27 protein-coding genes and 1 pseudogene are annotated in these 25,342 nt (G+C 36.0%); 22 read left to right on the top strand and 6 right to left on the bottom strand.

All coding sequences use genetic code 11. The features are described 5' to 3' along the window. Window positions 1–39 precede the first annotated feature (39 nt). Both BWGOE10_RS17630 and BWGOE10_RS17625 read left to right on the top strand, forming a co-directional pair. On the top strand, window positions 40–465 hold the full coding sequence (locus BWGOE10_RS17630; RefSeq protein ID WP_070144340.1) for a divergent PAP2 family protein: 426 nt from the start codon (window positions 40–42) through the stop codon (window positions 463–465). 102 nt (window positions 466–567) lie between these two features. Then, a complete protein-coding gene (locus tag BWGOE10_RS17625) occupies window positions 568–2,421 on the top strand; it encodes a prenyltransferase/squalene oxidase repeat-containing protein (protein WP_070144339.1) in 1,854 nt (617 codons plus the stop codon). A 74-nt stretch (window positions 2,422–2,495) separates the two neighbouring features. Here the strand turns inward: BWGOE10_RS17625 and BWGOE10_RS17620 are convergent, their stop codons facing one another. Next, a complete protein-coding gene (locus tag BWGOE10_RS17620; RefSeq protein WP_070144338.1) occupies window positions 2,496–2,645 on the bottom strand; it encodes a YfhD family protein in 150 nt (49 codons plus the stop codon). A gap of 286 nt (window positions 2,646–2,931) precedes the next feature. Here BWGOE10_RS17620 and fabG point away from each other — a divergent pair, with 286 nt between their 5' ends. After that, on the top strand, window positions 2,932–3,672 hold the full coding sequence (gene fabG / locus BWGOE10_RS17615; protein WP_070144337.1) for a 3-oxoacyl-ACP reductase FabG: 741 nt from the start codon (window positions 2,932–2,934) through the stop codon (window positions 3,670–3,672). 50 nt (window positions 3,673–3,722) lie between these two features. Here the strand turns inward: fabG and dhaS are convergent, their stop codons facing one another. Continuing rightward, window positions 3,723–5,207: an aldehyde dehydrogenase DhaS gene (dhaS, locus tag BWGOE10_RS17610; protein WP_070144336.1), complete on the bottom strand. Its 1,485-nt coding sequence runs from the start codon at window positions 5,205–5,207 to the stop codon at window positions 3,723–3,725. Between the two features lie 272 nt (window positions 5,208–5,479). Here dhaS and BWGOE10_RS17605 point away from each other — a divergent pair, with 272 nt between their 5' ends. The 7 genes from BWGOE10_RS17605 (at window position 5,480) to BWGOE10_RS17575 (ending at window position 13,011) form a co-directional block, all read left to right on the top strand. After that, window positions 5,480–5,758: a YhdT family protein gene (locus tag BWGOE10_RS17605; protein ID WP_070144335.1), complete on the top strand. Its 279-nt coding sequence runs from the start codon at window positions 5,480–5,482 to the stop codon at window positions 5,756–5,758. 3 nt (window positions 5,759–5,761) lie between these two features. Continuing rightward, window positions 5,762–7,195 (top strand): sodium/pantothenate symporter, encoded by a 1,434-nt coding sequence (panF, locus tag BWGOE10_RS17600; protein ID WP_070144334.1) that lies wholly within the window; start codon window positions 5,762–5,764, stop codon window positions 7,193–7,195. A 122-nt stretch (window positions 7,196–7,317) separates the two neighbouring features. Beyond that, window positions 7,318–8,250, top strand: coding sequence for a nucleoside hydrolase (locus BWGOE10_RS17595; RefSeq protein ID WP_070144333.1), 933 nt, complete (start codon window positions 7,318–7,320; stop codon window positions 8,248–8,250). Between the two features lie 117 nt (window positions 8,251–8,367). Next, window positions 8,368–9,477: a serine hydrolase gene (locus tag BWGOE10_RS17590; RefSeq protein WP_070144332.1), complete on the top strand. Its 1,110-nt coding sequence runs from the start codon at window positions 8,368–8,370 to the stop codon at window positions 9,475–9,477. 101 nt (window positions 9,478–9,578) lie between these two features. Beyond that, a complete protein-coding gene (gene argH / locus BWGOE10_RS17585; protein WP_070144331.1) occupies window positions 9,579–11,087 on the top strand; it encodes an argininosuccinate lyase in 1,509 nt (502 codons plus the stop codon). A gap of 60 nt (window positions 11,088–11,147) precedes the next feature. Beyond that, a complete protein-coding gene (locus BWGOE10_RS17580) occupies window positions 11,148–11,984 on the top strand; it encodes a GNAT family N-acetyltransferase (protein ID WP_070144330.1) in 837 nt (278 codons plus the stop codon). 229 nt (window positions 11,985–12,213) lie between these two features. Further along, window positions 12,214–13,011: a creatininase family protein gene (locus tag BWGOE10_RS17575; RefSeq protein ID WP_236735990.1), complete on the top strand. Its 798-nt coding sequence runs from the start codon at window positions 12,214–12,216 to the stop codon at window positions 13,009–13,011. Between the two features lie 113 nt (window positions 13,012–13,124). Here BWGOE10_RS17575 and BWGOE10_RS17570 read toward each other — a convergent pair whose 3' ends face one another. Further along, entirely contained in the window at window positions 13,125–13,874 is a 750-nt protein-coding gene (locus tag BWGOE10_RS17570) for a (S)-benzoin forming benzil reductase (protein WP_070144329.1), read from the bottom strand. A gap of 241 nt (window positions 13,875–14,115) precedes the next feature. Here BWGOE10_RS17570 and BWGOE10_RS17565 point away from each other — a divergent pair, with 241 nt between their 5' ends. The 9 genes from BWGOE10_RS17565 to BWGOE10_RS17530 all read left to right on the top strand — a co-directional run bounded on the left by BWGOE10_RS17565 (window position 14,116) and on the right by BWGOE10_RS17530 (window position 19,254). Beyond that, a complete protein-coding gene (locus BWGOE10_RS17565) occupies window positions 14,116–14,457 on the top strand; it encodes an ASCH domain-containing protein (RefSeq protein WP_070144328.1) in 342 nt (113 codons plus the stop codon). Beyond that, a complete protein-coding gene (locus BWGOE10_RS17560; protein ID WP_070144327.1) occupies window positions 14,454–14,849 on the top strand; it encodes an NUDIX hydrolase in 396 nt (131 codons plus the stop codon). The genes BWGOE10_RS17565 and BWGOE10_RS17560 overlap by 4 nt, the downstream gene beginning before the upstream one ends. Window positions 14,850–14,935: 86 nt before the next feature. After that, complete coding sequence (locus BWGOE10_RS17555) at window positions 14,936–15,556, top strand: acetate uptake transporter (protein ID WP_000070943.1); 621 nt, start codon at window positions 14,936–14,938, stop codon at window positions 15,554–15,556. Between the two features lie 144 nt (window positions 15,557–15,700). Continuing rightward, window positions 15,701–16,144 (top strand): flavodoxin, encoded by a 444-nt coding sequence (locus BWGOE10_RS17550; protein WP_001062757.1) that lies wholly within the window; start codon window positions 15,701–15,703, stop codon window positions 16,142–16,144. 16 nt (window positions 16,145–16,160) lie between these two features. After that, entirely contained in the window at window positions 16,161–17,060 is a 900-nt protein-coding gene (locus tag BWGOE10_RS17545) for a WD40/YVTN/BNR-like repeat-containing protein (RefSeq protein ID WP_070144326.1), read from the top strand. A 218-nt stretch (window positions 17,061–17,278) separates the two neighbouring features. Beyond that, window positions 17,279–17,479 (top strand): cold shock-like protein CspB, encoded by a 201-nt coding sequence (cspB, locus tag BWGOE10_RS17540; protein WP_001179147.1) that lies wholly within the window; start codon window positions 17,279–17,281, stop codon window positions 17,477–17,479. A 193-nt stretch (window positions 17,480–17,672) separates the two neighbouring features. Next, window positions 17,673–18,518, top strand: a complete 846-nt coding sequence (locus BWGOE10_RS17535) for an exonuclease (protein ID WP_070144325.1) — start codon at window positions 17,673–17,675, stop codon at window positions 18,516–18,518. A 195-nt stretch (window positions 18,519–18,713) separates the two neighbouring features. Further along, window positions 18,714–18,875 (top strand): hypothetical protein, encoded by a 162-nt coding sequence (locus BWGOE10_RS32940; RefSeq protein WP_098786585.1) that lies wholly within the window; start codon window positions 18,714–18,716, stop codon window positions 18,873–18,875. Between the two features lie 31 nt (window positions 18,876–18,906). Further along, on the top strand, window positions 18,907–19,254 hold the full coding sequence (locus BWGOE10_RS17530) for a hypothetical protein (protein ID WP_070144324.1): 348 nt from the start codon (window positions 18,907–18,909) through the stop codon (window positions 19,252–19,254). A gap of 464 nt (window positions 19,255–19,718) precedes the next feature. Here BWGOE10_RS17530 and BWGOE10_RS17525 read toward each other — a convergent pair whose 3' ends face one another. Next, the gene (locus BWGOE10_RS17525; RefSeq protein ID WP_070144323.1) at window positions 19,719–20,810 is read right to left on the bottom strand and encodes a DUF3900 domain-containing protein; all 1,092 of its coding nucleotides are present in this window, start codon (window positions 20,808–20,810) and stop codon (window positions 19,719–19,721) included. 115 nt (window positions 20,811–20,925) lie between these two features. Further along, on the bottom strand, window positions 20,926–21,255 hold the full coding sequence (locus tag BWGOE10_RS17520; protein WP_070144322.1) for a hypothetical protein: 330 nt from the start codon (window positions 21,253–21,255) through the stop codon (window positions 20,926–20,928). 435 nt (window positions 21,256–21,690) lie between these two features. Here BWGOE10_RS17520 and BWGOE10_RS17515 point away from each other — a divergent pair, with 435 nt between their 5' ends. Both BWGOE10_RS17515 and BWGOE10_RS17510 read left to right on the top strand, forming a co-directional pair. After that, a complete protein-coding gene (locus tag BWGOE10_RS17515) occupies window positions 21,691–22,602 on the top strand; it encodes a VanW family protein (RefSeq protein ID WP_070144321.1) in 912 nt (303 codons plus the stop codon). Window positions 22,603–22,820: 218 nt separating this feature from the next. Beyond that, entirely contained in the window at window positions 22,821–23,729 is a 909-nt protein-coding gene (locus BWGOE10_RS17510; protein ID WP_070144320.1) for a VOC family protein, read from the top strand. Window positions 23,730–23,776: 47 nt separating this feature from the next. On the opposite strand, the gene BWGOE10_RS17505 is transcribed toward BWGOE10_RS17510, so the two are convergent. Next, complete coding sequence (locus tag BWGOE10_RS17505; protein ID WP_070144319.1) at window positions 23,777–24,295, bottom strand: GNAT family N-acetyltransferase; 519 nt, start codon at window positions 24,293–24,295, stop codon at window positions 23,777–23,779. Between the two features lie 313 nt (window positions 24,296–24,608). On the opposite strand from BWGOE10_RS17505, the pseudogene BWGOE10_RS17500 reads away from it, so the two are divergent. Further along, a pseudogene (locus BWGOE10_RS17500) lies at window positions 24,609–25,286 on the top strand (MgtC/SapB family protein). Window positions 25,287–25,342 lie beyond the last annotated feature (56 nt).

Here is a 25,342-nt window from a genome sequence, read left to right as displayed (position 1 = left end):
TATAGAAATTCCATTATAGTCAGTGAGGAGCTGAAAAACATGGAAACAATTTTACATAATGATCCACTTATGGCAGCTGTAATTTCTTGGTTTTTAGCACAGTTAACGAAAGTCGTTTTTAAATTAATAAAAACAGGTGAGTTTGATTTTGCTAAGTTTTTTGCTTCAGGTGGAATGCCAAGTTCGCATGCTTCGACTGTTACTGCACTTGCTACAGGTGTCGGAGTGGTGGAAGGTGTGGAGAGTCCAATATTTGCGGTTGCCGCTATTTTTGCCATTATTGTTATGTACGATGCTTCAGGAGTAAGGCTTGCGGTAAGTAAGCAAGCGAAAATATTGAATGATTTTTTTCATGGTAGACAAACAGAATATAAAAAGTTAAATGAGCTCGTTGGACATACACCGTATCAAGTTGTTGTTGGTGCACTATTAGGGATTGTTGTCGGGGTTGGGTATTGTTTGTAAGCAGAATGTGTGTAATACACGTTCTGCTTTTCTTTGCTTTCATACATATTTAGCTAAGTTTTCGAATATCGTATACGGACTTAGAAAGGGTGGGTGAGCGGTGTGCTACTATATGACAAAGTGCGTGAGGAGATAGAGCGGAGAACGACTGCACTTCAAACGATGCAAAGGCAAGACGGAACGTGGGAATTTTGTTTTGAAGGAGCTTTGCTAACTGATTGTCATATGATTTTTTTACTCAAATTATTAGGGTGCAATGACGAAATAGAACCGTTTGTGAAGAGGTTAGCATCTCTTCAAACAAATGAAGGGACTTGGAAATTATATGAAGATGAAAGGGGAGGGAATTTATCCGCCACGATTCAAGCATATGCTGCTTTACTTGCTTCGGAAAAATATTCGAAAGAAGATATGAATATGAGGCGAGCTGAAATGTTTATTAAGGAACACGGGGGAGTTTCTCGTGCTCATTTTATGACGAAATTTTTATTAGCGATTCATGGAGAATATGAATTTCCTGCGCTTTTTCACTTTCCAACGCCAATCTTATTTTTACAAGATGACTCCCCCCTCAGTATATTTGGGCTAAGCAGCTCAGCGCGTATACATTTAATTCCGATGATGATTTGTATGAATAAGAGATTCCGTGTAGAGAAAAAGTTATTGCCAAATTTAAATCATATTGCAGGCGAAGGTGGGCAATGGTTTCGAGAGGAGCGGTCTCCGCTGTTTCAATCGTTTTTAGGTGATGTGAAAAAGGTAATATCTTATCCATTATCGTTACATCATAAAGGATACGAAGAAGTAGAGCGCTTTATGAAGGAGCGTATAGATGAAAATGGAACATTATATAGTTACGCGAGTGCTACGTTTTATATGATTTATGCTTTGCTTGCATTAGGGCACTCTATTCAGTCTTCAATTATTGAGAAAGCTGTGACAGGATTAAAATCTTATATATGGAAAATGGACAGAGGAAGTCATTTGCAAAATTCTCCTTCTACCGTATGGGATACCGCTTTACTTAGCTATTCATTGCAAGAAGCTAAAGTTACAAATGGAAATAAGGTGATTCAAAGGGCGACAGAGTATTTATTGCAAAAACAACAAACTAAAAAGGTAGATTGGAGCGTACATGCATCATCACTTGTAGCTGGCGGTTGGGGATTTTCAGATGTTAATACGACAATCCCTGATATAGACGATACTACAGCTGCCCTTAGAGCGTTAGCGCGAAGTAGAGGGAATGATAGAGTAGCTGATGCGTGGGGAAGAGGCGTGGAATGGGTAAAAGGATTGCAAAACAATGATGGAGGCTGGGGAGCTTTTGAAAGAGGGGTAACGAACCAGTTGCTAGCGAATTTGCCGATTGAAAATGCGAGTGATATGATAACCGATCCGTCCACACCAGATATTACAGGTAGGGTGTTAGAATTATTCGGAACGTATGCACCGAATGAATTGCCTGAAGAGCAAAAAAAGAAAGCTATCAAATGGTTAATGGATGTACAGGAACAGAATGGATCATGGTATGGAAAATGGGGGATATGTTATATATATGGTACATGGGCAACGATGACAGGCTTACGTGCATTAGGAGTGCCTTCTACTCATCCATCGTTAAAAAAAGCAGCTTCATGGCTCGAACATTTGCAGCATGAAGACGGAGGGTGGGGAGAATCTTGTCAAAGTAGTGTAGAGAAAAAATTTATTTCGTTACCTTTTAGTACACCGTCACAAACAGCGTGGGCACTTGATGCACTCATTTCTTACTACGATCAAGAAACACCGATTATTCGAAAAGGAATTTCATATTTGCTTGCGCAGTCTACTATGAATGAAAAATATCCTACTGGTACAGGGTTACCAGGTGGTTTTTATATTCGCTACCATAGTTATGGGCATATATATCCGTTACTTGCTTTAGGGCACTACGTAAAGAAATATAGAAAATAAACCGAGAGATACTCTCGGTTTATTTTGATGGGTAGTAGGTCCCTGTTGAAAAGAATAAGGCACGTTGTAGTGCCTTATTTTTCTGTTGATTGGCGTTTTTGACGTGCATCAGCGGCATTTGCACGTGCGTTTGCTTCTAAGTCATTGTGGTCAGCGAGTTCGCGAGCGAACTCAACATCAATGCCATCGGCAGCTTTGTTTCGATCTAGATTCTTTTTTTTCATTCGACACAATCTCCTTGTGTTTTATCCCGCATAAACGGTTAGTAAAACTCCCACCTCAAAATTCAGATGGAACAAAGAAGCTAGGTGGGAGATTAACTGCCCGTAAATGCCCGATTGGTGAGGGCTAATAATCAGTGGGGGATGAACAAAATCCCCACTGATTAAAGTTTCACTTTATGCGGCGTTGCAAAGTTAGTTTGACACAAATAGACTTTTTTATACAAAGAGGATTTGGAAAGCAAAGAGCCGAAATATACAATATAACTAATAGAAATGGGGGATAGGGATGGACTTGTTGAATGGGAAAACAGCTGTTGTAACGGGTGCTGCGCAGGGGATTGGAAAAGAAATCGCACGAGTTTTTGCAAAACTAGGGGCTAAAGTATTAATTAGTGATGTAAATGAAGAGAAGCTACAAGAAACGACACGTGAATTATCAGATGAAGGGCATGATGTGAGCTTATATCCATGTGATGTGAGTAATCAAAATGAAGCGAAGTCATTAATTGAATATGCGGTGCAAAAATTTGGTACATTACATATTTTAGTGAATAACGCTGGGATTACAAAAGATGCAATGTTACATAAGATGGAGAAGTCTGCTTGGGAACAAGTATTACATGTGAACTTAACTGGCGTTTTTTATTGTATGCAGCCAGCACTTCTTTATATGAGACAACAACAGTATGGACGGATTATTAATATTTCTTCTATTAGTAGGGAAGGAAATATTGGACAAGCAAATTATGCGGCTACAAAAGCAGGGGTTGTAGGCTTAACAAAAACAGCAGCGAAAGAGGTTGGCAGTTTTGGTATTACGTGTAATGCGATTTGTCCAGGATTTATGGATACTGATATGACAAAAACAATACCGGATAAAGTAAAAGAGAAAATGGTTGGAGCGATTCCAGTTGGAAGAATCGGAACACCGGAAGATATTGCAAACGCAGCTGCCTTTTTAGCATCAGAGTATGCGTCTTACATTACAGGAGAGGTATTAAATGTGAGTGGTGGGTTGCAAGTGTAAATGAATACATAATGAAAAGAACCTGACCGAGTAAGTCAGGTTCTTTCTCGTTAATTTAAGTTAATCCAAACGCTCTTCACTTCTGTATAGTTGTTCAGCGCGTAAGATCCCATTTCGCGGCCAAGGCCAGATTGTTTAAATCCTCCAAATGGAGATGCTGCATCAAAGACGTTATAACAGTTTACCCATACTGTACCTGCACGTACTTTGCTTGCAATATAATGTGCAGTTTTTACGTTTTCTGTCCATACACCAGCCGCTAAGCCGAATTGTGATTTATTCGCACGATCAATTACTTCATCAATATCGTTAAACGGTAATGCGGAAATAACTGGACCGAAAATTTCTTCTTTAGCGATTGTCATCTCATCATTTACATCAGCGAATATTGTAGGAGAAACGAAGTAACCTTGGTCGAATGGTTTGTTTCCTCCGCAAAGTACTTCAGCACCTTCTGCAATCCCTTTTTCAATATAACCCATTACACGTTTTTGTTGTTCTTCAGAAACGAGAGGTCCAATTGTAGTTTCTGGATTTAGACCAGCGCCTTGATTTAATTTTTTTGAATATAGAACGAGATCAGCCATGACATTATCGTACATTTTCTTCGGAATAAATAAGCGTGACCCAGCACAGCACACTTGTCCTTGGTTAAACATAACACCAGAAAGCGCAGCTGGAATCGCTCGAGATAAGTCAGCGTCTGGTAAAATAATGTTTGGTGATTTACCACCAAGTTCTAATGTAACGCGTTTTAATGATTCAGATGCTTGTCTCATAATTTGTTTGCCGACTGGAGTAGAACCTGTAAATGCAATTTTATCAACGAGTGGATGATTAACGAGAGCTTGTCCAGCTGTTTCACCGAATCCAGGAACGATATTAACAACGCCTTTCGGGAATCCAGCTTCTTCAATTAATTCAGCTAAGTATAGAGCGGATAGTGGAGTTTGTTCTGCAGGTTTTAAAACGATTGTACATCCTGTTGCAAGGGCTGCCCCCATTTTCCACATTGCCATAAGAAGTGGGAAGTTCCATGGGATAATTTGACCGACAACACCAACAGCTTCATGGCGTGTATAGTTAAAATATTCACCAGAAACAGGGATTGTTTGTCCAACGATTTTTGTAGCCCAGCCAGCATAATAGCGCATATGTTCAATTGCAAGAGGAACGTCTGCTGCTAAAGTTTCGCGGATTGGTTTTCCGTTATCTAAAGTTTCGAGCTGTGCCAGTTCTTCTTTATGCTCTTCCATTAAATCAGCAAGCTTGTACATAAGGCGGCTTCGTTCAGCAGTGCTCATGCGTGACCAAGGACCTTCATCGAAAGCCATTCGAGCAGCTACAACAGCTTTATGAATGTCTTCGCGACCAGCTTCAGCAACGATAGCGAGTGTTTCACCAGTTGCTGGGTTAGGAGTTTTAAATGTTTTTCCGGAAGCGCTTTCAATGAACGATCCATTCACATATAGTTTCTTTGTGCCTTGAAGAAATTTCTCTACCTTTTCATGAAGATTTACAGCTAGTTGACTCATTGTATAACCCCCTTGAAAATATAATTTAAACGCAGTACGAGACGGCGTTTATTCCGAAATCAAGGATGTGGGAACTAGATGAAAAGCCTCTACTTAAAATCATAAATAATAAATAGTGAAAATTCAAATTTCATTTTCATTACAATTGTAAAAAATATGTAATGAAACATTGTATTCTATATAATTACAAAAAATCCTGCGCGTTTTTGTTTTCTAGTAGGAAAAACTAGAAGAACAATGGTACAATTATACATCGTGAGAGGAGGGAGAAAATGAAGAATTATCATGATGATCCGCGCTTTCGAGTTGCCCATAGAGAAGCGTTAATTGGTATTGGATTAGCTATTATTAATTTTATAATATGGTATGGATTTGCTTATGGGCTTGGAAGTAAGGATCCGAGTGAATATACATATGTATTAGGTTTTCCAGCATGGTTTTTTTATAGCTGTATCGTTGGATTTATCCTAATGGTTATTTTGCTTATTTTAGTTGTTCGTTTTTTATTTCAAGATATTCCACTCGATGAGGAAGAAAAAAGTGAGGAATGATAGATGAATTGGTATGTAATAATCCCAATGATAATTTCTTTTATCGTTGTGTTTTTAATTGGTGTATATGCATCAAGACGTGTACAAGCAACCGCTAGTAATAAATTTTTACAAGAATATTTTCTTGGTGGGCGTGAACTTGGTGGCTTATTATTAGCTATGACGATGATTGCTACGTACGGTAGTGCAAGTAGCTTTATCGGCGGGCCTGGTATTGCTTACAATATGGGTCTTGGATGGGTGCTGTTATCAGCGATTCAAGTTGTAACAGGATATATCGTTTTAACGGTTATCGGTAAAAAGTTTGCTATTATCGCTAGGAAGATGGAAGCAATTACGCTTATTGATTATTTAAAGGGTAGATACAATAATAAAGCGGTAGTTGTTCTTTCTGCGTTATGTATTATAATCTTTTTGTTCTCAGCAACAGTAGCCCAGTGGGTTGGCGGCGGACGATTAATTGAATCGCTAACAGGACTTTCCTACACAACGGCACTATTTTTATTTACATTTTCTGTACTTGTGTATGTGTTAATTGGTGGATTTCGTGCAGTCGCTTTATCAGATACGTTATTAGGAATCATTATGTTAGTCGGAACAACAATCATTTTAATTGCTACTGTCATTGCTGGTGGCGGAGTTGAAAAGATTATGCAGGAACTTATTCAAATTAATCCGAATTTAATAACACCGTTCGGAGCGGATGGTAGTTTAACGAAATCATATGTCACATCATTTTGGATTTTAATTGGAATTGGTGTCGTTGGATTACCGCAAATTAGTGTGCGTGCTATGTCTTATAAGAATTCAAAAGCGATGCACCAAGCATTAATCATTGGAACGGTTGTCGTCGGCACAATTATGATTGGTATGCATTTGACAGGTGTGTTTGCAAGAGTAGTCCTTCCAGGCATAACGGTACCAGATAAAGTAATGCCGCTACTCGCGATGGAAGTGTTGCCACCTTGGTTAGCTGGCGTGTTCTTAGCGGCACCTATGGCAGCGATAATGTCTACTGTGAACTCATTATTATTACTTGTAAGTTCGTCAATTATTAAAGATATATATGTAAACTACATAAATAAAGATGCAGCGGCTAGTACGATAAAAAAAGGAAGTCTGTGGATTACTGGTATCGTAGGATTGCTTGTATATGCTGCAGCTATTAAGCCACCAGACTTTTTAATCTGGTTAAATTTATTTTCTTTCGGTGGTTTAGAAGCGGCGTTCATTTGGCCGATTGTGTTAGGGCTATATTGGAGAAAAGGAAATGCAACTGGAGCACTCGCTTCCATTTTAGTTGGGGTAGGCTCATATATGTGTATTCATCTTTTCTATCCAAACCCGTTCGGTATACATACAGTTGTCTTCCCGATCTGCTTTGCATTTATTGCTTACATCATTGGCAGTATGGTTACTATGAAGAAAAACGTCTAGATAAGATGGAGAACGCAGTCCGTATAGGGCTGCGTTTTTTCGTATGAATTTGTTCATTTTTATTCTGTATACCTTTGGCTATTCATAAATTAATAACAATTGAGGGGATGGAGTTGAGGTCGATGAAAAAAGTATTATTTTTGGGAGACCCAGGAATTGATGACTCTTTAGCCATTATGTATGGAATCATGCATCCTGATATTGATATTGTCGGTGTTGTAACAGGGTACGGGAATGTAACGCAAGAAAAAGCAACGAGTAATGCGGCGTATTTATTGCAAATGGCAGGACGGGAAGATATACCTGTTATTAATGGTGCGAAAATTCCTTTGTCTGGGGATTTTGTGACGTTTTATCCGGAGATTCATGGCACAGATGGCTTAGGACCTATTAAGCCTCCAAAAGCTTTTTCACCAAATATAAAACCTTTTTGTGCATTTTTCGATATTCTTGAGAAGTATAAAGGAGAATTGATTATTGTTGATGCAGGAAGGTCAACGACACTAGCGACAGCTTTTATTTTAGAAAAGCCGATGATGAAGTATGTGAAAGAATACTATATAATGGGCGGTGCTTTCTTAATGCCAGGTAATGTGACACCAGTCGCAGAGGCGAATTTTCATGGCGATCCCATTGCGTCACAATTAGTTATGCAAAATGCCAAGAATGTGACATTAGTGCCACTTAACGTTACGTCTGAGGCTATTATTACACCAGAGATGGTGAAATATATTACAAAACATTCTAAAACGAGTTTTAATAAATTAATTGAACCGATTTTTACGTATTATTATAAAGCGTATAAAAAATTAAATCCGAAAATAAAAGGGAGCCCAGTACACGATGTAGTAACGATGATGGTAGCGGCAAATCCAGGTCTTTTAGATTACGTGTATCGCCGTGTTGATGTCGATACGGTTGGAGTTGCAAAAGGAGAAAGTATCGCTGATTTTCGCCCGCAACCTGATGCGAAAGCATTGAAAAATTGGGTGAGAATTGGTTGGTCATTACATTATAAAAAGTTTCTTGAAGATTTCGTGAAAATTATGACGTAGACATAATAGGAACATACAAGTTAAAATAATGGAGATGATTATTTAAATAATCATCTCCATTATTTTGTTTTTAAGAGATAAAGAGAGAAGAGTTACACAATAGGAGAGGAATTTTACTTGAAAAAAACTATAGTATGCGCAGTGAGTGTGGGTATTTTCGTTTTGCTAATATCGGGTAATTTTTTAGTGAAAAAAGTTTGGAGTTCAAATAATGATGATGCGCAGTATATAGCATCTTTTATTGAAGAACATAAAGATGAAAAAAATAGCGCGCTTTTAGTAAAGAGAAATGATAAAGTTGTGTATTCTGTAAACCCAGATGTTGTAGTGCCAGTTGCTAGTACGATGAAGTTAATAGTGGCGCTTGAATATACGAAACAAGTTACAGAAGGAAAAATTGACCCGTCTAGTTTCGTTTCAATTAATGATGTGAATCGTTATTATGTGCCGAATACAGATGGTGGTGCACAAGACAGATGGCAAAGTTATTTGCAAAAAAAAGAAAAAATAACTGAAGGAGCAGTCTCTTTAGAGGAAGTTGCAAAAGGTATGGTTAAGTTCAGTTCAAATGCGAATACTGAGTACTTAATGGAGGTGTTAGGATTAGATAACATTAATCGTAATTTACAAAGTTTATCGCTTCCTGCACATCAACCGCTATTTCCGATCGTTTCATCTTTATACATTCCGGGATATTTGCATAAAGAACTACATGTTCCAAAATATAAAATAGAGAAAAAGTTAAAAGAAATGTCTCAAGAGCAATATCGTCAATATGCGATGATTATTCATGAACGCTTAAAAAAGAAGGGCCCATTATTACAGAAGGAAATTCCTCTTTATTTGGAGGAACGTTACGACAAAATTTGGTCGGATAGATTGCCGGCTGCTTCTGCAAACGATTATATGGTATTGCTTCAAAAGGCAAATCATAAAGGTGGCTTGACAGAAGCAGAAGAAAAAGTGTGGGCGGATATCGTTGAAACGGATATGAGTGCCAAGAAATATCGTAAAACATTCAGACACGCGGGGCAAAAGAATGGTTATACACCATGGACAGTTACAAAAGCGGTTTATGCAATGGATAAACGCGGGAACTGTACAGAAATTGTATTTTTAGCAAATAATTTAAATGAAGATGACAGTGCTGAAATACGTAAACATTTAGCAAATTTACATTTCCAAGTATTGCAAAGTGATAAGTATGATGCGACTTTTATTAAATAAACTCGGTGCTATGAGCGTCGAGTTTATTTTTACGTACAAGCACTTTTTTGCCATCCCTGGGTATGATGGGTAGTAATACTTAGGTGAGAGGGGAAAAGGTGATGAAACAGAGTAAAGAAGAGTTTATAAAGAGTGAAGGCGCTGATTTCCCTGGGAAAACATATGTGGATTGTGTATTACAGCACGTATTTAATTTTCAGCGTAATTATTTATTGAAAGATATGTTTCAAGTGCATAGGGCACATATTATTATGTTAACTGAAGAAAAGTTAATGAAAAGAGAAGAAGCGAAAGTTATATTAACAGCACTTAAAAAGATAGGGGCAATTCCAAAGGAGCAGTTGCTATATACAGAGCAACATGAAGATCTTTTTTTCTTAGTTGAACATTTACTTTCTCAAGAAGCAAAGTGTGAATTTGTAAGTAATATGCATATCGGTAGAAGTAGAAATGATATGGGTGTAACGATGTATCGCATGAGTTTACGACAATTTGTATTGCGGTTAATGGAACATCATTTATTGCTGCAAGAAAGTATGCTGGAGCTTGCCGGTGAACATATGGAAACAATTATGCCCGCGTATACACATACACAACCGGCGCAGCCGACAACATTTGGTCATTATGTTTTGGCAATTTACGATACGATGCAACGAGATTTAGAAAGAATGAAAAAAGCGTATCATCTTGTAAACCATTCTCCAATGGGGGCAGCTGCCCTTTCTACAACAAGCTTCCCGATCAAGCGAGAGCGAGTGGCACAGTTGCTTGGATTTACAAATGTAATTGAGAACTCATATGATGCTGTTGCTGGAGCGGATTATTTATTAGAAGTTAGCTCGTTACTAATGATTATTATGACGAACACGAGTAGGTGGATTCATGATTTTTTACTATTAGCGACGAAAGAATATGATGGGATTACTGTAGCGAAGCCATATGTGCAAATAAGTAGTATTATGCCACAAAAACGAAATCCTGTTTCAATAGAACATGCCCGTGCTATTACGAGTAGTGCTTTAGGGGAAGCATTTACTGTATTTCAAATGATTCATAATACACCATTTGGCGATATTGTCGATACGGAGGATGACTTGCAGCCGTATTTATATAAAGGAATTGAAAAGGCGATTCGTGTTTTTTGTATTATGAACGCAGTTATTCGAACGATGAAAGTAGAAAAGGAAACGTTAAAAAGTCGTTCTTACAAACATGCGATTACGATTACAGATTTCGCAGATATTTTAACAAAAAACTATGAAATACCATTTCGGCATGCACATCATGCAGCAAGTGCAATTGCGAATATGTCATTGGAGCAGAAAAAGGAGTTACATGAATTAAATTTTAAAGACATAAATGTATACTTACAAGAAAATTTGAAAGTAAATTTATTAGAAGAAGAGTGGAAAGAAATTATATCACCAGAAGCTTTTATTCAAAAAAGAAATGTATATGGTGGACCGAGTAAAAAAGAGATGGAGCGTATGATTAATAAACGTAAAGAATCGTTTCGAAAAGAAGAAGAGCTATTTGAGAAGGAAAAGAAGAGAGTTTTGCATGCTGAAAATGATTTGAACACATTAGTTTCAAATATTATTGAATCGTAAAAGAAGGATTTAATGAATTAATCGCCAATACTTAATTAAAATATAAATCGAGGGAAGAGATTGTCGATGATTCAATTGCATGTATATGAAGAAATTCTTCGCTTTAAAGAAGATGTTACACCATTTTTAGAAAAGAACGAGCAGGAAAATAATTTGCTATTAGGTGTATTACAAGTTGTTCAAGAACCGATATTTATGGCAGTAGCGAAACAAGGAGAAGAAGTTACGGTTGTATTTCTTCAAACTGTGGAGAAACAAATGATTGTTGCTACGTCTGAAATTGCGGAAGAGGATATAGCGGAACTTGCAAAGGAGTTAACAAAAGTATATCCAGATATTCCTGGTTTCATTGGTAATAAGAAAGTCATACAGAAGTTAGCTGAAGAAATTGCGATATTAGAACGGAAAAAAACTACACTTGGAATGGAACAAGGTGTATATGAATTAAAACGAGTAAAGAAGAAGTGGAGCGGAGATGGAATTTTTCGTGCAGTAAATAGTGATGAGCTGCCATTAATAGAACAGTGGATATATCAATTTTGTGAAGATGTGAAGCTTCCTACTACGAAAGAAGAAGCAAAACAAACTGCATATACACTAATAACTACTAACCGTCTATTTGGTCTGGAGGTGGGCGGAAAACTAGTCTCTGTAGCTGCAAAAACGAGACCGACTACAAATAATATAACAGTCAATTTCGTTTATACGCCGAAAGAAGAACGAAAAAAAGGATATGCATCTATTTGTGTAGCCGCACTTAGTCAACGTATGTTAGATGAAGGTTACAAAACAACGACATTATATACCGATCTAGCAAATCCGACATCGAATAAAATATATCAAGAAATTGGTTATGAGAAGATTATGGAGTCGGTACTTATATTTTTAGAGGAATAGAATAAAATGATTTATTTTTAATTGAATATATGAATAAAAAAGATAGTAAGGATTGATTATCCCTACTATCTTTTTTATCTAATCGAATAAGTAATAAAGAGATAATTCGTATTATTATCAGAATATTAGTTTTTTTGTCTGGTGATGGAGGTTAACATAAAAAGTGTTGCTGTTTTTCTTAATTAACTAACCTCGGTAGTTAGGTTGAATGAGGAGAGTATGTTGATTTTTGAATAATACATATGCAAATAAGGATTTATGGAGGTATGCATCTACAATTTCAAGTTATAAAAATAGTACAAGGGAATTAGTAGAGAGCGGAACGGATACAGCTATAATTTCGGTTGGTGCAACAGAACAATTTGGTCCATATTTACCGATGCACTTAGACACATTGATAGCAGAGAAGTGTGCAGAATCATTTGGAAAAGTATTAAATGCGTACGTTTTACCAACTATACCGTTTAATACATCAGAAGAACATGCGAACTGTAAAGGAACAATAACTGTAAGCCCTAATATTTTAACTGCAATGTTAGAGGAGATAGTAGTTAATCTAACAAGGCAAGGTTTTAAGAAATTTGTACTATGTAATGGTCATGGTGGTGCATATTGGGAAGCGGTATTTGTTAAATATATGAATTATAAACATCAAGATATTTTGCTAATTACTACACATCGCAATATGGCATGGGAAGAATCACTGATAGAAGCCGGATTGGAACACTTGAATGAGGTGCATGGAGGATTATTATCTGTATGTACAGCAATGTGGTTATGCCCAGATTTAGTGAAGCTTGAGTCTATGGGTTCAGCTGTTCCGAAAGAAAATAGAAAATTTGCAGACTATATTTTCTGGGATAAGCTAACAAAAGATGGGTGCTGGGGTGAGTTTGAAAATAATGTTTATACACCGAATCAACTCGCTGAAATTGGAGAAAGATTTTGGACTACTTTTATCTCAAAAAGAGCAAAAAATTTACAGTCGACACTTCAGGGAGCGTATCATTTGAAAATGGATAGATAAGAGAAGTAGCTGAACATAGTGAAATGAAGAATCCCGTATTGCTTAGTAGTTATACGGGATTTCAAAGTCAATGCTTATTTAAGAGTATATATATTTATAAAATACAGCTCCTATTATTCATCAATTCGAATGACCTCACCTTGCGGAAATTCCTCAGTTTCTAGTAAGTTACGAATAGCTTTCGCCACATATTCAGGTGACAGTAGCTTTCCTTCTTCTTTTAATGTGATGAAGCGGTCTAAGTTTGTAAAGTCTTCTTTATTTGTTTCCCGAATTTGCGCTTGCATATTTGTATCAACAACACCTGGTGCAAAAGCAACGATTTTTATAGGATATTCTTTTTCTGCTTCTTCAGTAGCTACGCACTGTGTAAACATATTTACACCGGCTTTTGTCGTACAGTAAGCTCCCCAACCAAAGTAAGGATTTTTTCCTGCGCCAGATGAAATATTTATAACGCGTTTATCTACTTTCCAGTTTTTCGTATGTTTCATGAAAGTGGAAGTAAGGATCATTGGTGCGATTAAATTAATTTGAACGTTCGTAATCAATAGTTCACTTTCTGCTTTTTCAATGGATTTCATTGGAGCAACCGTGCCCGCATTATTAATTAAATGAATAGATGAAACAGTATCTTCTTCAATAGATGAAAAAATTTCGTTAAAGTGAGTTTCTAAATTATGTACATCTTGAAGATCTACGGAATGAAAAATACAATTGCTATTTTTTTGCTCTGCGAGTTTTGTAAGTTCTGTATTCTCTCTCCTAGAAATAGAGATGATGCTCGTATTTTCTTCTAACAATTGTGCGGCGATTGCCTCACCTAAACCTTGTGAAGTTCCTGTTACGATAACGTAGCGCATAGTTTTATAAACTCCTCTCGTATGTGCGGAATTTTGTTGGATGACGTACATTGTATAGTTTGTCTATATTGTATAGTATAGAGCACTTTTTACGTAAATGAAATGAGGTGATTGTGTGCCTTTTATCGGCGGAAGGAAGATGAATATTTCTGCATGAGCTAAAAATGTACAAGTTCTTTTTGAATGAAGCGAATCTTACAATAACTGCTTCATGTTAAACTAATGGAAGGGAGTGAAAAATATGAGACATCAAATGGGACTATATAATGAACCGTTTCAATCTATTAATTCGGGCAAAAAAGTATTTGAAGTTAGATTGTATGATAAAAAGCGTCAACAAATAAAACAAGGTGATGAGATTGTATTTACTAATCTTGTTACGGAAGAAATAATTGCTGTAAAGGTAACAGAAATCAGGCGATATGAGAGCTTTAAAAAAATGTATGAACATATTGATAAGAAATTATTTGATCGTGAAGAACTTAGTATAGAAGAAATGTTAGAAAACACATACGAAATATATACGAAAGAACAAGAAAAAGAATGGGGAACAGTTGCGATTGGTGTTGAGGTAATAAAGTGAGAAGAAATCGCGGTGCAGCTATTATTGTACAGGACGGTAAAATCGCTCTTATAAAACGTATTCGAGAAGGTGAGATGTATTTTGTTTTCCCAGGCGGGGGAATTGAAGAAGGAGAAACACCTGAAGAAGCAACGAAGCGAGAGGTTTATGAAGAATTAGGGGTACATATACAAGTGGAGCATCTGATAGCAAAGGTGGAGTATAAAGGTACGGAGTATTATTATAATGCCCATATTATAGGTGGAGTTTTCGGAAGTGGTAAAGGCGAGGAGTTCGAGCTGAAAGATAGAGGGAGTTATATTCCAATATGGACGCCGATAAATGAGTTACCAAACTTAAATGTAAAACCTTATGATGTGGCCAAATGTATATTCGATTATTATGGAATATAAGGTCTGACAACATACAAAAAAAACCATTGACATAGCCTTCTGATTTAAGTATTGTATTCGAGTATGTTTATAATCAGGAGGTTTATATGAGCAATCAAACTACTACACATCATGTGAAAATGACAACAGCAGATCCATCTGGAATCGGTCTATTTGGATTAGCGATGGTAACACTTGTAGCATCGTCTCAAAAGTTAGGCTTAACAGATGGCGTTTCACTTGTATTACCATGGGCAATCTTTTTAGGAGGATTTGCACAAATCTTTGCATGCATCCACGATGCAAAGCACAACAATACGTTCGGTACAACAGCATTTGGTGCGTACGGCCTATTTTGGTTAGGTGTTGGAATGACTTGGTTAATTCAACTTGGAGTATTTGGCGAAAAATTAGCCCAAACTGCAGATTCAAAACAGCTGGGTGTAGCCTTTATCGGATACTTGATTTTCACGATCTTTATGACAATTGGTGCAATGGAAACACATAAAGTATTATTTATGATTTTTGTCCTTATTGATTTCTTATTTATCGGTCTTTCATTAAGTACTTTAGGTGTTATGCCGCACGCAATGCATAATTTAGCAGCGTATTCTGAACTATGTATTTCATTATTATCTTTCTATGGTTCAGCAGCAGCCGTGTTAAATACACACTTCGGAAAAGTTGTATTACCAGTTGGAAAACCATTTGGTATTTTTAAAAAGTAATAAAGAAGAACGGATGATTGTATAGTCATCTGTTCTTTTTTTTTTATGGAATTAAATAAAATAGCAAAAAATATAATTGAAACTGATTCTCATTATTAATATAATGAGAATGAGAATCATTTATTGTAAGAGGGGGATACCAAAGTGGCGAAAATTTTAATAGCGTATGCAAGTATGTCAGGCAATACAGAGAGTATTGCTGATTTAATTAAAGTAAGTTTAGATGCCTTTGATCATGAAGTAGTATTACAAGAGATGGAAGGTATGGATGCTGAAGAATTATTAGCTTATGATGGAATCATTTTAGGATCTTATACGTGGGGTGATGGTGAATTACCATTTGAAGCGGAAGATTTCCATGATGAGTTAGAAAATATAGATTTAACGGGTAAAAAAGTGGCTGTTTTTGGATCAGGTGATACGGCGTATGAACTGTTTTGTGAAGCAGTAACGATATTTGAAGAACGTCTTGTAAAATGCGGGGCAGAACTTGTACAAGAAGGATTGAAAATTGAATTAGCTCCAGAAGATAAAGAAGACGTTGAAAAATGCAGTGATTTTGCAATTGCTTTTGCCGAGAAGTTCTAAGAATGGGAGTGTCAACGTGGAAACAATGTTAAGTGCAACTGCTATTACAAAGTTAAGAGATGGAAAGCTTTTGTTAGCTACTACATATAATGGTTTATTCATTGAAAAAGATGGAGAATGGAAACAGATTTTAACTGGATTCCAAAAACGAATTCGAGATTTACATAGTGAAGATAACGTAGTTTACGGAGTAGGAGACGAAGGAGTTTTTATTCGTAGTATGAATGGTGGAGAAACGTGGACGATCCAGCGCTTTCCAACGAAAGCAACGAGCTGGAATGTATGTAGTAATGAAAATGGAACAGTAATTGCTCATGGAGATAAAACACTGTATCATTCTAATAATTTTGGTTCCACATGGGAGACTATTCAGCCATTTCTTAATTACGGTAGCGAGGCACCATCTATTCGATCATTATTTTTATATAAACATTACTTATTTATCGGTACGAAAATACATACTAAATATGGTGGTGTTTGGCTTTTTGATTTAGAGACACGTAAATTAAAAAGGATTAAAATAGCGATGAACCAGATGATTTCTGCGTTGACTATACATAATTCCTATTTAGTAGCGGCAAGTGGATCGTGCAGGGGAATTAGCGGGAATATTTCTTTTTGTAAAATAGATGAGAGTATTGAGAATGAAAAAATATGTTGGCATACATGTCAAAGTGAACAAAAAGCTAGTAGCTATTTAGATTTAAGTGTAGATCAACATGTGTTATATACAACGTCAACGCAAAATAAGGCGGGGATTAGCAATGTTTGCCGTGTGCTTCTTGAAGAAGGAATTGTTACAGTATGTGATTCGGTTAAAGGGCATGGTTGGCGTATTGTTAATGAAAAAGAAGGCTATGTTGTAGCTGGATCAGGTGAATTAAAAGCGATGCAGTGGAAGAAAAAAGCTGTATAGCTTAAAAAAAACTTTACTTTTATTATATTGATATGATATAGTTACTTTAAACCATTTTACTTTTAATAATATAGAGATTTAAATGAGCTGTAACTTCCGAGGAGGATAGCAATGTTAAATCTCCTCTGGGGTTGCAGTTTTTTAATATATGAAGTATTATTGTAAAGTGGTTGAAAATGAATATGTACATATAGGTACATTGTAGGAGGATTTTTTAAATGCAAAACGGTAAAGTAAAATGGTTTAACGCAGAAAAAGGTTTCGGTTTCATCGAGGTTGAAGGCGGAGAAGACGTATTCGTTCATTTCTCAGCTATCCAAGGCGACGGATTCAAATCTTTAGAAGAAGGTCAAGAAGTTACTTTCGAAGTAGAACAAGGTAACCGTGGACCTCAAGCTACAAACGTAAACAAGAAGTAATTATGAAAAAAAAGAAGGGCTTGCCCTTCTTTTTTTTTTGCGTTCTTATTGAATATCCTCCAATGTACATATGATAATAAGACTGAATTTTTGTTTTTTTTACACGAGGTATTTCATGCATAAAGTGCATTAATAAATAAATACTGAAAATAAAGTATTTGTGTGAAAAGGAATTTAGAAAGAGGTAAATAAATTGAAAAACGCTACACATTTCATTGTGTTTGATATTGAAAGGAATTTTAGACCGTATAAATCGGAAGATCCGTCAGAAATAGTTGATATTGGAGCTGTAAAAATAGATGTGAGTACAATGAAGATTATTGGAGAATTTTCAGAGTTAGTAAAACCAAGTGCCCCATTAACTCGTCATACAACAAAATTAACTGGAATTACAAAGAAAGATTTAATTGGTGTAGAGAAGTTCCCTCAAATTATAGAGAAATTTATTAAGTTTATCGGAGAAGATTCTATATTTATTTCATGGGGAAAAGAAGATTATCGTTTTCTATCTCACGATTGTACATTACATGGTGTAGAATGCCCATGCATGGAAAAAGAGAGCAGATTTGATGTGCAAAAATTTGTTTTCCAAGCGTATGAAGAATTATTTGAGCATACACCAAGTTTACAATTTGCAGTGGAGCAGCTTGATTTAACATGGGAAGGTAGGCAACATCGTGCTTTCGCAGATGCTGAGAATACAGCGAATATATTTCTTAAAGCATATAGTGAGAGAGATATTAATAAGCGATACAAGAGACATGGTGAGCTTGAACTTGTAAAGAACGGAAAACTAACAGAAAAAGCGAAAAAAAAGATGCGAAAATGGGCATTTAAAGAAATGAAGAAAAGTGCAGAGCGTCCTTTTGTATGGAGTGCATTTGAAAGTAGTGACACGTGGGAAAGTATAACGGAAAGATATTATATAAGTGAATCTGCAGTAGAACTTCTAAAAAAACACTTTCCTACTGCAGTGAGAAAGGCAGAGCGGCAGCTTAGGTATTTGGCTGAGATGGAGGAGAATACAGAGGTTAAATGACATTCTTCTCCATTTCTAACTACATAAATTTAATGTCATCGTATTGACGGGTGAATAATGTATTCATATTAAATGGGAATAAACTTGTTGTTGTAATTGAGTCATTATAATTGCTTTGAAAATTAAGGTGCAGTAAGAATTTTAAAATGTATTAATAAAATAAGAACTCATAGAAATGAAAGAAGGTACAGTTAAATGGAAGCAATCCTTAACATTTTAACCGTTTTAGTTGTTGGTATTATATTCACATCACTTTTTGCTTTAATTACACTTCCTCTTATAGCAAAGAAGAAGAATTGGAAAAAGCTTAACATATCGTTAAACCGTGGTGTATTAAAGATTAAAATTGAAGAGTAAGGTAAGCATTTTATACATGGGAGATGCGATGATGATAAACTTGGATATTAAAGATGTCAACGTAAATATGGAATTAAACGGTGTCTTTTGGAATGAGGATAGGATTGCTGAAATGATGGTGACTACAGAAGCAGAACATTCTCTTATTCTTCGTCTATTAGTTGACTTAGAAAGAAGAACTATTAATGCGATGAGTGCCGAGATAGTGGATGGATTCTGTCCTCTGTGCAAACAGAAAAGGGACGAATGTAGTGAACTTAATGACTCACAAAACAAAATGGATATTTTAGAAGAAGCCTACGATTGGGTGAGAGAGCATCCAAAATATCGTTTTCAATTATCTTTTTACGAGTACAATAAATTTGAGGTAGTAAAGTGAAATTTTCATTTTAACAAAATACATAGTGACTTAAAGGAAAACCATCAAAAGTTTATAGAAGGGCTTGGCCTACAAGTAAAAAGTAAAAGAATTTCTAATACGTGGTATACGAGAAAATATTGAAGAGGATATCTCGACTGGAAATGCGTTTGTACAACAAAGAACGAATTTATTAGATTCTGCAACAAATTTCATCTTGGATCAAAAAAATTTAAAAAATAAGCATATTTTGTTATAAAGCAGAGAAACCGATTCTTAGTAGAATCGGTTTTTAATGTAAACGTCAAGTAAGTCCAAAAAAAGAGCGCTTGTTAATAGCGCTCAGTAAAAAATAGTTATATGGAAGCACTTATTCAATGTTAGAGCCGAAAATGTTAGTAATGCATGGTCACAAACGTGGTCACGCTTGCGGACACATAATTGTTATTTTAAACACTTTATTAGTCATTTTTTATAAAAGAGTTTTATTCAATCCCACTCGGATCATACGAATACTGCTGCTTATTCTCAATTCGCTCAATCACATCTTGCAATTCATCCGGTTTTAAAAACTCAATCGGAGAGAACCCTTTCTCAAACGTAAGTGTATCAGCTTCGATCATTAATACGTATCGGTCATTTACCTTCGCAATATGTATTTGATCGCCGAAATCAGCCAGCAACGCCTTCACAGAGATATGATCTGCTTTTAGCTTTAATTCCACTTCAGGGGCGTGCTCGACGATTTGAGCGGTAGCTTCCATTACCTCTTCTGTTGAAAATTGTTCCATAATTTCGCGTTTCGGACTTGCAGCCCATACTTCCATTGCTTGGTCGAACTGTTCGCGTTCTTCTGTACCTTCTTCAAATACATCTTCAATCTGATCATATACCATGTCCATTACTTGTGTTTTCATAATTTCAGGCATAGAGCGTTCGTACTCGACGAATTTTAAGAAGTCTTCAAAGTAGCGGGCGTGTGATGCCTGGTGTATTTTTAGTTCGCCAGGCTCGACCATACCTTCTTCAGGCATGTACGGGTATTGGATAGATTTCATGTTTTTGGTTGTGATGGCCATTTCAACGTTACGAATCAGTGTTGATTCATCTGAAATAGAAGCAACTTTCGGTTCAAAGTCACATTTCATAACGAAAACGAATGGATCATCAAAGTATTTGCGTAGTTTTGCTTGAGCGATTAAAAATACACCACCACGTACAGCACTTGTATCGAGGTATGTATAAACGAGAGGTTCGCTCATATCTTTGAAGTTTTCCTTTGTTTCTGCAAAACGAATACGATTAAACAGGTTGTAATGAGGGTTTGAATCTAATTCATGTCCTTCTTCTACAATAAAGCGACCGATCTTCGTTGGAGCTTGTTCCGTTTTTGCATGACGTTCTACTTTTCGTTTTGATATCTTTAATAATTCACCATTCAAAAATTCTTTTAAAGAGCTATCTTCATACTCTTCAGCGTCTAATGTTTGAAAATGTTTATAGCGCTTATCAACTGCTTCGCCTTTTCCTTCTACTTGCACTACATAAAAGGAAAGAAAATTTATTTCAAAATCCATATTTATCACCTTGTTTCATTTCATTAACTCTTATCAGTATAGAGATGGAAAAAACTTTCGTCAATTTATATAAGGAAGGGGGAGTCCCTTCCTTATATATTTGTTATTTTCGAAATTAAAATCCGTCTTCTAATGCTGAAAATGGAATGTTTAGTCTATTTTCTACTGTACGTAAACGCTGATTTAAGCGGTTTAATCTACGTGTATGACGCTCAACTGTGTTTTCTAGTTGACGTACTCTTTGCTCAAGCTCATTTACTCGTCTTTCTAATTGACGGTTTCCAGTACCAGGAAAAGAGATTGGAAGTTGAAATTGGCGATTTTGATCATATGGATTCGCTTGCTCTGCTTGATCTATATAGGATTGGTATTGTGCTTGTAAGTCATATTGTGGTTGTTGGTACGCATATTGATTATATGGATCATATGGATTGTAGGGGTACATAAAAACATCCTCCATTTCTTTAAATTAGGTTAAATTCACCATAATGTATGTGTAAAAGCGGAGAGGTGACACGGCAAATACCCATATATGAAGAAACGAGAGGGTGTATTTACTTATGAGTAATGCAGGGATCAGTAGTATAGTTACAGACTTATGTAGGTGAATAAAGAGGTAAAACAATAGTGTTTTTAATTTGTATTTCACTTAGTGAATGGTATATACTGGATAGAGATAGGTTACATAAAAGTTACAATGTTATCAAACTCAAAAATTTATATAAATATGTATAGACATTTACAAAAGAAAAGAGTAATTTAAATAGAGTGAAAAAAACTTGTAACATTTTCTAAATATATTGTAAAATGATTGTAACAAAACATACATAAAAATGAAATAATACATAAGAAATGATGTTGGGGAAAAGGAGAGAGTATATTGCTACGTAAAGTAAAGGGTATATTAGTAGGGGTGCTATGCATAGCTGTAGTAAGTGGTTGTGGTACAAAAGTAAGTGATGTGGCATTAGTAAGTGATTTTGGTGGGAATGTTGTAGAGGCTAAGGCTGATGTACAGGATTCAATTAGCTTAGTGGATGGGCGTACTGGTACTGAAGTGAAAAAAATAGACTTGTCGAGTTTAGGTTATTTTGAAGATGAGGCGAAATTCAAAAAATCCGTAACGAAGGTTGCAGGTGAAGTTGGGAAAAGCGTTGACAAAAAGATGGTCCCTTCGCGTATAGCTCCTGATGGATCATGGCAAGAAGGAAAGCCTTCTTATGAATTAATGGAAAAAGAATTAGTAGACAAATTATTAAATGTAGGTATGTGGGATTCTTCTTATCAGTTACCAATTGTGGAGAAAAAACCTGTAGCAACACTAAGTGATGCTCAAGGGAGTGGTACTGTAGTTGGTAGATATGAAACGAATTTAGGTGGCTCAGCAGGAGGCCGAATTGAAAATATTCGTTTGTCTGCGGCGAGTATAAATGGGGTTGTTTTAGCGAAGGGAGACCGTTTCTCTTTCAATGCATTAATCGGTGATACAACGCCAGATAAAGGATATCAATTAGGCAAAGAAATTGTAGATGGTAAATTAGTAGATGGTTATGGTGGTGGCGTTTGTCAAACATCATCAACTCTATACAATGCAGCAGATCAAGCTGGTTTAAAAATGGTAGAGAGAACTACACATTCTAAAACAGTAGGTTATGTCCCGCAGGGAAGAGATGCTACAATTGCATATCCATATTTAGACTTAGTGTTTGAAAACACTAATGATGCTCCTGTTAAGCTTTATATGGGCATACAAGGCGGAAAGTTAGTTGCTGAAGTACATAAAATGAAATAAGCGTTATAGTTATAAGATAATAGATTTATAGTTTGTATAATGGAAGCCATCTCTTTCTGATTTTCGGAGGAGATGGCTTTTTTGTCATTAACGACCCTTGAAAACTATTAATTCTGATTTTTCTTATTTACATAGTTTGTTTTTAGTTGTATCCTTCATAGTAACGGCTATGTTAATTTATTATGAAAAGTATAAAGGACTAGGAGAGGAAGTTATTCATGGTACAAATTCATCCAAAAACACGTATTGGTCATGTGGAATTTAAAGTGAAAGATTTAGAGCGTCAAATTGCTTTTTATGAGAATGTAGTAGGGTTAGAGGTAAGTAAGCAAGAGGGGAATAAAGCATACTTGGCTGGAAAAGGTGGTAAGAATACGTTACTTGTACTTGAAAAGTTAGAGGATGGGGTATTGCAAGAACCACGTACGACCGGCATATACCATATTGCTTTTTTAGTTCCGACTCGTGAGGCTTTTGCTTCAGCGCTATTCGGTGTTATTCGCAATAAAAAGGTAATTGATAGTCCGGCTGAGCAAGAAGGACGTTATACATATTCAAATGAAATTTTGCCAATTTCAAGATTTAATAGTGCAAGTGATCATACGTATAGTGAGGCGTTTTATTTACAAGATTTAGAAGGAAATGGTATCGAGATTTATGCAGACCGACCGCGAGATCAGTGGGGAGAAGGGCCAGGAGGAAGTACGCCACTTGATTTAAAAGAACTAGCAGCGCTCGTTGATTATGAGTTTGATGGCCTACCAGCCGAAACGGTGGTTGGGCACGTACATTTACGAATAGCTGATGTTGAGAAGTCACATGAGTTTTATGTAGATACAGTAGGTTTTGAAGTACAACAGCGTGAAGATGATTGCTTATTTATTTCGGCAGGAGGCTATCATCACCATATCGGTGCAAATACGTGGAACGGGGTAAATAATCCGCACCCACCAACACATGCAACTGGACTAAAAGTGTATACGATTGTACTACCGCATAAAGAAGCTTTAGATGAAGTAAAAGAAAGATTAATAGAAAAACAACACGAAATAAATGAAACTCCAAATGGATTTACTGTAGTAGACCCAAGTGGTATTACAGTCCAGTTTGAAATAGAAGCAGTATAAAACAAGCCAGAAAGTGTGTAATCACTTTCTGGCTTGTTTTTGATTATTTAGAGCTCAATCCAATACCTTCTCACAACATTACCATCTTCTTCAGTGAAATCTTCATCACGGAGACCGCCGTTATGTAAAATCGTTTTTTCTGAAGCTGTATTCACTTCATCGCAAACGACAAGCGCTTTCGGAATACTTAATTCCTTCGTTTTCTCTAATGACAACTCGAGTAGCTTCGTAGCATAACCTTTTTTTCTTTCAGAAGGGCGAATGCCATAACCGATATGACCTCCAGCGTTAAATAGATGTTCAGTTAAACTATGACGTATATTAACAGCTCCTAAAATTCTATTATTATCTGTAACGAGCCAATACGTAGAATCTGGTACCCAAGTTTCAGGAATATTTATTCCGTTATGTGCATCGAGCAGTTCTTGAATCATATTTGGGAAGTTAGAAGGGTCTTTTGAAATAACCCATGGAATCATCGTTTCACCGCTATCTTTCCATTCGTTATAGAAATCTAAGTATTCTTTTTGTAAATCAGTAGTAGGTGTAAGTAAAGTGACGTTCATTGTTAGTAAGCTCCTTTTATTTGTGTATTATTTCCAAAAAATCACGGCACGAAATGAAAGCGTCTTCCTAACTTTCTCAATCTCATTTCATGCAACCTACATTCCATTTTAAATTAAAAATTAGTTACGCTTTAAAATTTAAAGTATTCATATGAAAAGTAGGTTGTTTCTATTTATGTTAATATTTTAAATATTAACATAAATAGAATGAGATATTAAGTGTATTTTAATGAAATGCTTTCATATCGATAAAAGGATGTTTGTGATAATTTTTATTTTATCTATCTATAATGAATGAAAGGGGGAAGTGTCCGTGAGCTTACATATTGATTTTATTATACGAATCGGTGTTGCCGGTTTATTAGGAGCAATAATTGGTATTGAAAGGGAAATTCGATCAAAAGAAGCTGGATTAAAGACTCATTTCCTCGTAGCGGTAGGGAGTGCTTTAATAATGGTTGTTTCGAAATATGCCTTTTCAGATATTATATTTGAAGATCATATGTCTCTTGATCCAAGTTGTATTGCAGCGCAAGTTGTTAGTGGAGTGGGGTTTTTAGGTGCAGGTACAATTATTATTCAAAAGCAGGCGGTGAAAGGATTAACGACAGCGGCTGGTTTATGGGCTACAGCAGGAATTGGATTAGCGATTGGAGCGGGTATGTATGTAGTAGGGATTGGAGCTACGATTCTCGTTTTAATTGGTTTAGAGATTGTAAGTCGTATTTTTAAGGTGCAATTTTTATTTCCGCAAAATATAACAGTGCAAATTTGTATTAATAAGCATGAAGCGGTACAACAAATATTAGAAACGCTACAAGTGAAAGGTATTCCAATACTTTCATATGAAGTTGAAACTTTACAGTGAGATACAGGTGTAGTTTATAAGGTAGGAATGAAGCTGAAAAATATATCACCTGAAGAAAAGAATGCATTTATTCAGCATATGCAAACATTACCGGAAGTCACGTTTATAAAGTTAAAATCATAGCGTTGAAAAAGAGGATAGATGTAGCAGGAATTTCGCTATTATCTATCCTTTTTTGA

Source organism: Bacillus mycoides (genome assembly GCF_001757995.1).
Classification (GTDB): domain Bacteria; phylum Bacillota; class Bacilli; order Bacillales; family Bacillaceae_G; genus Bacillus_A; species Bacillus_A mycoides_B.
Note: the sequence above shows the minus strand (reverse complement) of the source record. Positions and strands in the feature narration are given on the sequence as shown.